We start from the raw sequence: 6,017 nt of genomic DNA, 5'->3' as shown, positions 1-6,017 counted from the left end.
GCGCAGTGTCAGTCACCGAATGAGTTGGCTGATGCACCGCATTCGCGAGCAAGCCCGCTCCCACAGTTGATCTCCGTTGTTTTTGCGTAAGGTGTTCATCCACGCATACGCCGGGCGTCGTTGCGTTGCAGGGTCTGGCTGGGGGATTCGTCGAACAGCTTGCGGTATTCGGCCGAGAATCGCCCCAGATGAGTAAAGCCCCAGCCCAGGGCGATTTCGGAGATGGTGCGCGTGGAGCCATGTTCGAGGATTTGCTGGCGCACGGCACCCAGGCGGTATTTCTTCAGATAGGCCATGGGCGACAGGGCGAAGTATTTGCGGAAGGCATCGAACAGCTTGAAGCGCGACACGCCCGCCGCCGCCTCCAGATCCTCCAGGTGCACCGCTTCCCGGGCGTTGTCGTGGATGTACTGTCGGGCACGAATCAAATAGTGCGGCAGCTTCACCCCCAGCACGTCCCGCAGTTCTTCGGAATAGTTGTTCGGCTGGGCCAGGATCAGGCCCTTGATCAGCGAGCTTTCCAGGTCCCGGGTAAACGCCACCTGGTCATACAGCTCGCTGCTGCGCTCCAGTTCGGCGATGAAATACCGCGCCATGCGCCACCACGACGCGGAAGCGCCGTCCACCGCGTCCATCGCCGACTCGAAGCGCAGCGGCGCTTCAATCGGCCGCTGCAGCAGGCCTTCCAGGGATTCGCTCATCGCCGCGCGGGTGATCACCACCTGCAACTTGCGGCAGTCGCCCGAGATCTCCAGCACCTGATGTTCGTTGGGCGAAATGATCACCCCCTGGTCACGGTTGGAGCTGAGCCGTACGCCGTTCTTGCTCAGCTCCTGCTCGCCCACCAGCGGCAAGGTCAGGCTGTAGCTGCTGAAGTGCTCGGCGTCTTCAATGTCGATGGTGACATCGGTGCCGTATTCGATAATCCCCAGCGTCGTGGCGCGGGACTTGAACACATTGGCGCTGTGGTGAAAGCGGATGCGCTCCGGCGTCGCGGTTTGCAGGCGGTGCGGCCCGCAAATGCCGGACATCCAGCTGCAGGCGCCTTCAAGGTCGAAGCGCTCGATACGTATATCGCGTGTATTGCTACTCATCACGGGGCACCCACGGCAATTGTGGCCGGCGCGCTCTGACGGCGCGTCCTGGTAGATCGACAGCAAGTTTTGCGCCACGCCAGCGGGATCGCCACTGGGTGGATAGCAACCGTCGACTAAGTGGATAACAAGCAGACTTTTCCGACAATCGCCTTGCAAGACAGTAGCGCATTCCGCCACCGCCCTGCACCGCCGTGGGTATTTCGTGCCCAACTAAGTGGCCCACCTTCCCCCATTAACCGGATAGCCCGGTGCCCCGCCGCAGCCTCTTAATGGCTTACCCGTTTAGCCATTATCAAAAAAGGTGCCTCCCATGAGTGGTGCAAGAAGCGTAGAGCAGTGGAAAAGCTTTATCGAAGGCTGCCTGGACTTCCGTCCGGTGGATGAGGTGTTCCGCATCGCCCGGGACATGTTCACCGAGCCGGAGTTGTTCGAGCTGGAAATGGAGCTGATCTTCGAAAAAAACTGGATCTATGCCTGTCACGAGAGCGAACTGGCCAACAAGCACGACTTCGTGACGATGCGCGCCGGGCGCCAGCCGATGATCATCACCCGCGACGGCGAAGGCCAGCTCAACGCGCTGATCAACGCTTGCCAGCATCGCGGCACCACCCTGACCCGGGTTGGCAAGGGCAACCAGTCCACGTTTACCTGCCCGTTCCACGCCTGGTGCTACAAGAGCGATGGCCGGCTGGTGAAGGTCAAGGCGCCGGGGGAATACCCGGAAGGCTTCGACAAGGCCACTCGCGGCCTGAAAAAAGCACGGATCGAGAGCTACAAGGGTTTCGTCTTCATCAGCCTCGACGTGAACGGCACCAACAGCCTGGAAGATTTCCTCGGCGACGCCAAAGTGTTCTTCGACATGATGGTCGCCCAATCGGCCACCGGTGAGCTGGAAGTGCTGCCGGGCAAGTCCGCCTACACCTACGACGGCAACTGGAAACTGCAAAACGAAAACGGCCTGGACGGTTATCACGTCAGCACCGTGCACTACAACTACGTGGCCACGGTGCAGCATCGCCAGCAGGTCAATACGGAAAACGGCACCGGCTCGGGCACGACACTGGACTACAGCAAACTCGGCGCCGGCGACGCGAACACCGATGACGGCTGGTTCGCCTTCAACAATGGCCACAGCCTGTTGTTCAGCGACATGCCCAACCCCACCGTGCGTTCGGGCTACGCCACCATCATGCCGCGCCTGATCGAAGAACACGGCCAGCAAAAAGCCGAATGGATGATGCACCGCCTGCGCAACCTGAACATCTACCCAAGCCTGTTCTTCCTCGACCAGATCAGCTCGCAGCTGCGGATCATCCGGCCCATCGCGTGGAACAAGACCGAAATCATCAGCCAGTGCCTGGGGGTGAAGAACGAGTCTGACGCCGACCGTGAAAACCGTATTCGCCAGTTCGAGGATTTCTTCAACGTCTCGGGCATGGGCACGCCGGATGACCTGGTGGAGTTCCGCGAAGCCCAGCGCGGCTTCCAGGGCCGCCTGGAGCGCTGGAGCGATATCTCCCGCGGCAGCCATCGCTGGGAAACCGGGCCGACACCCAATAGCGAATCCATCGGTATCCAGCCGGCGATGACCGGCACCGAATTCACCCACGAAGGGCTGTACGTCAACCAGCACCGCAACTGGCAGAAATTCCTGCTGGACGGGCTCGACCAGCAAGCCCTGAAACTGCGGGAGGTGGAATGATGAATGCGCAATTGCAGTACCGGATCGAGCAGTTTTTTTACCGTAAATCCGAGCTGTGCGATGCCCAGGACTGGGACGCCTACGTGCAGTTGTTCGACCCGCAGAGCGAGTTTCACCTGCCGCAGTGGGATTCGGAACATGTCTACACCCGCGACCCGAAGCGCGAAATGTCGTTGATCTACTACGCCAACCGCTCGGGGCTGGAGGATCGGGTGTTTCGCCTGCGCACGGGCAAGGCCGCGTCGGCCACGCCGATGCCGAGGACGCTGCATTTGATCAACAACGTGCGGATTGCCGAGCAACCGGACGGGCTGCTGGAGGTGAAGTTGAACTGGCATACGTTGTTCTATCGGCTGGCGACGTCGGAGCAGTTCTACGGCAGCGCCACTTACAGCCTCAAGCCCGATGGCGACAGTTGGTTGATCACCCGCAAGCATGCGCTGCTGCTCAACGACACCATCAACTCGGTGCTGGATTTCTATCACCTGTGACCTGATGCATTACACCTGTGGCGAGGGAGCTTGCTCCCGCTGGACCGGGTTGGCGCTCCAGTGCGTAGCGCTCCCGGCTTTTTGGGGCTGCTGCGCAGCCCAGCGGGAGCAAGCTCCCTCGCCACAGGTAAATCGCAGGCATAGAAAATCAAACTCGCGGAGTTCTGCGAATGAATCACAAAGTGGCCTTCAGTTTTGCCGACGGCAAGACCCTGTTTTTCCCGGTGGGCGCCAATGAGATCCTGTTGGATGCAGCCTTGCGCAACGGCATCAAGATCCCGCTCGACTGCCGCGAAGGCGTATGCGGCACCTGCCAGGGCCGCTGCGAGTCCGGCGATTTCACCCAGGACTACGTAGACGAGGAAGCCCTCTCCAGCCTCGACCTGCAACAACGCAAAATGCTCAGCTGCCAGACCCGGGTCCAATCCGATGCGGCGTTCTACTTCGATTTTGATTCCAGCCTGTGCAACGCGCCGGGGCCGGTCCGGATCCGCAGCACGGTGAGCAATGTGCAGCAGGTGTCGCCCAGCACGGCGATCCTGCACCTGCAGCTTGAAGCGCCATTGGATTTCCTGCCGGGCCAGTACGCCCGCCTGTCGATTCCCGGCACCGACAGTTGGCGCTCCTACTCTTTCGCCAACCGCCCGGGCAATCAGTTGCAGTTCCTGATCCGCCTGCTGCCCGATGGCGTGATGAGCAACTACATTCGCGAACGCTGCCAGGTCGGTGATGAGTTGCTGCTGGAAGCGCCATTGGGTGCCTTCTACCTTCGGCATGTCACCCGACCGCTGGTGTTGGTGGCCGGTGGCACCGGCTTATCGGCGCTGCTGGGCATGCTTGACGACCTGGCCGCCAGCACCTGCCAACAGCCGGTGCACCTGTATTACGGCGTGCGGGGTGCGGCCGATTTATGCGAGGCAACACGCATAAAAGCCTACGCCGATACGATCCCGGGGTTTCGCTACACCGAGGTACTCAGCGACCCACCTTCGGACTGGGCCGGCAAACGCGGCTACCTCACCGAGCATTTCGACCTGGCCGAATTGCGGGATCAATCGGCAGATATGTACGTCTGCGGCCCCCCTCCGATGGTCGAATCCATCAAACAATGGCTGCTGGATCAGGCACTTGATGGCGTTCAGCTGTATTACGAAAAGTTTACCGAGAGTAATATCTGACCCCTCAGCGGTTTGAGGGGCTGGTTCGGTGTGCGATCAACCCTGAAAAAAACAAGTAGAAGGGAATGTTAATGGCGGATGACATGGTTAACCCGGTGGGCCTCAAGCGTGGCCTGAAGAACCGGCATATTCAGCTGATTGCCTTGGGAGGGGCGATCGGGACCGGGCTGTTCCTCGGCTCGGCGGGCGTGCTCAAGTCGGCGGGGCCGTCGATGATCCTGGGCTATGCGGTAGCCGGGTTCATCGCGTTCCTGATCATGCGCCAGCTGGGCGAAATGATCGTCGAGGAACCGGTGGCCGGCTCCTTCAGCCACTTCGCCCACAAGTACTGGGGCGGTTACGCAGGCTTCCTTGCCGGCTGGAACTACTGGGTACTCTACGTGCTGGTGGGCATGGCCGAGCTGACAGCGGTGGGCAAGTACATCCAGTTCTGGTGGCCGGAAATTCCGACCTGGGTCAGTGCGGTGGTGTTCTTTGTGCTGGTCAACCTGATCAACACCCTCAACGTGAAGTTCTTCGGTGAGACCGAGTTCTGGTTCGCGATCATCAAGGTGGTGGCGATTGTCGGCATGATCGTGCTCGGCTGCTACCTGCTGTTCAGCGGCACCGGCGGCCCGCAGGCCTCGGTGAGCAACCTGTGGAGCCACGGCGGGTTCTTCCCGAATGGCGGCATGGGGCTGTTGATGTCCATGGCGTTCATCATGTTCTCGTTCGGCGGCCTGGAGCTGGTGGGTATTACCGCCGCCGAAGCCAGCGAACCCCGCAAGGTGATCCCGAAGGCGATCAACCAGGTGGTGTACCGGATCCTGATTTTCTACGTCGGCGCCCTTACCGTGCTGCTGTCGTTGTACCCATGGGATCAACTGCTGCAAACCCTCGGCGCGTCGGGCGATGCCTACAGCGGCAGTCCGTTCGTGCAGATCTTTTCCTTGATCGGTAACGACACCGCCGCCCACATCCTCAACTTCGTGGTCCTGACCGCGGCACTGTCGGTGTACAACAGCGGCGTGTACTGCAACAGCCGCATGCTGTTCGGCCTGGCCGAGCAAGGCGATGCGCCGAAAGCGCTGATGAAGTTGAACAAGCAAGGCGTGCCGCTGCGTGCCCTGGGCATCTCGGCCCTGGTGACGCTGCTATGTGTGGTGATCAACTACGTGGCGCCGCATGACGCACTGGAGCTGTTGTTTGCGCTGGTGGTTGCCTCGCTGATGATCAACTGGGCGCTGATCAGCCTGACCCACATCAAGTTCCGCAAGGCCATGGGCGAGCAAGGCGTGGTGCCGTCGTTCAAGACCTTCTGGTTCCCGTTCAGCAACTACCTGTGCCTGGCGTTCATGCTGATGATCATCTGCGTGATGCTGGCGATTCCGGGTGTACGGGCGTCGGTGTATGCGATTCCGGTCTGGGTCGGGATCATCTATGTGGCGTACCGGTTGCGGTTGAATAACGCGAAGGTAGTAACAGCGCAATAACCCATGTGGGAGCGGGCTTGTGTGGGAGCGGGCTTGCTCGCGAAGGCGTCGTGTCAGTCACCTGATGTATTGACTGA

At 60.5% G+C, this 6,017-nt stretch carries 5 protein-coding genes; 4 read left to right on the top strand and 1 reads right to left on the bottom strand.

The genetic code is table 11. The annotated features are described in order from the left end of the window. Window positions 1-95: 95 nt before the first annotated feature. Entirely contained in the window at window positions 96-1,094 is a 999-nt protein-coding gene (locus ACW9I6_RS29960) for an AraC family transcriptional regulator (RefSeq protein ID WP_008436676.1), read from the bottom strand. A gap of 313 nt (window positions 1,095-1,407) precedes the next feature. Here ACW9I6_RS29960 and antA point away from each other — a divergent pair, with 313 nt between their 5' ends. The 4 genes from antA (at window position 1,408) to ACW9I6_RS29940 (ending at window position 5,940) form a co-directional block, all read left to right on the top strand. Continuing rightward, window positions 1,408-2,799, top strand: a complete 1,392-nt coding sequence (gene antA / locus ACW9I6_RS29955; RefSeq protein ID WP_003212318.1) for an anthranilate 1,2-dioxygenase large subunit — start codon at window positions 1,408-1,410, stop codon at window positions 2,797-2,799. Beyond that, a complete protein-coding gene (gene antB / locus ACW9I6_RS29950; protein WP_003212320.1) occupies window positions 2,799-3,290 on the top strand; it encodes an anthranilate 1,2-dioxygenase small subunit in 492 nt (163 codons plus the stop codon). The genes antA and antB overlap by 1 nt, the downstream gene beginning before the upstream one ends. A gap of 170 nt (window positions 3,291-3,460) precedes the next feature. Beyond that, window positions 3,461-4,468: an anthranilate 1,2-dioxygenase electron transfer component AntC gene (antC, locus tag ACW9I6_RS29945; RefSeq protein ID WP_457340152.1), complete on the top strand. Its 1,008-nt coding sequence runs from the start codon at window positions 3,461-3,463 to the stop codon at window positions 4,466-4,468. Window positions 4,469-4,539: 71 nt separating this feature from the next. Next, entirely contained in the window at window positions 4,540-5,940 is a 1,401-nt protein-coding gene (locus ACW9I6_RS29940) for an amino acid permease (RefSeq protein WP_008436670.1), read from the top strand. The last annotated feature ends 77 nt before the right edge of the window (window positions 5,941-6,017 follow it).

It is taken from the genome of Pseudomonas sp. SDO5522_S412 (assembly GCF_054071215.1).
This window is presented reverse-complemented; position numbering and strand designations above follow the sequence as displayed.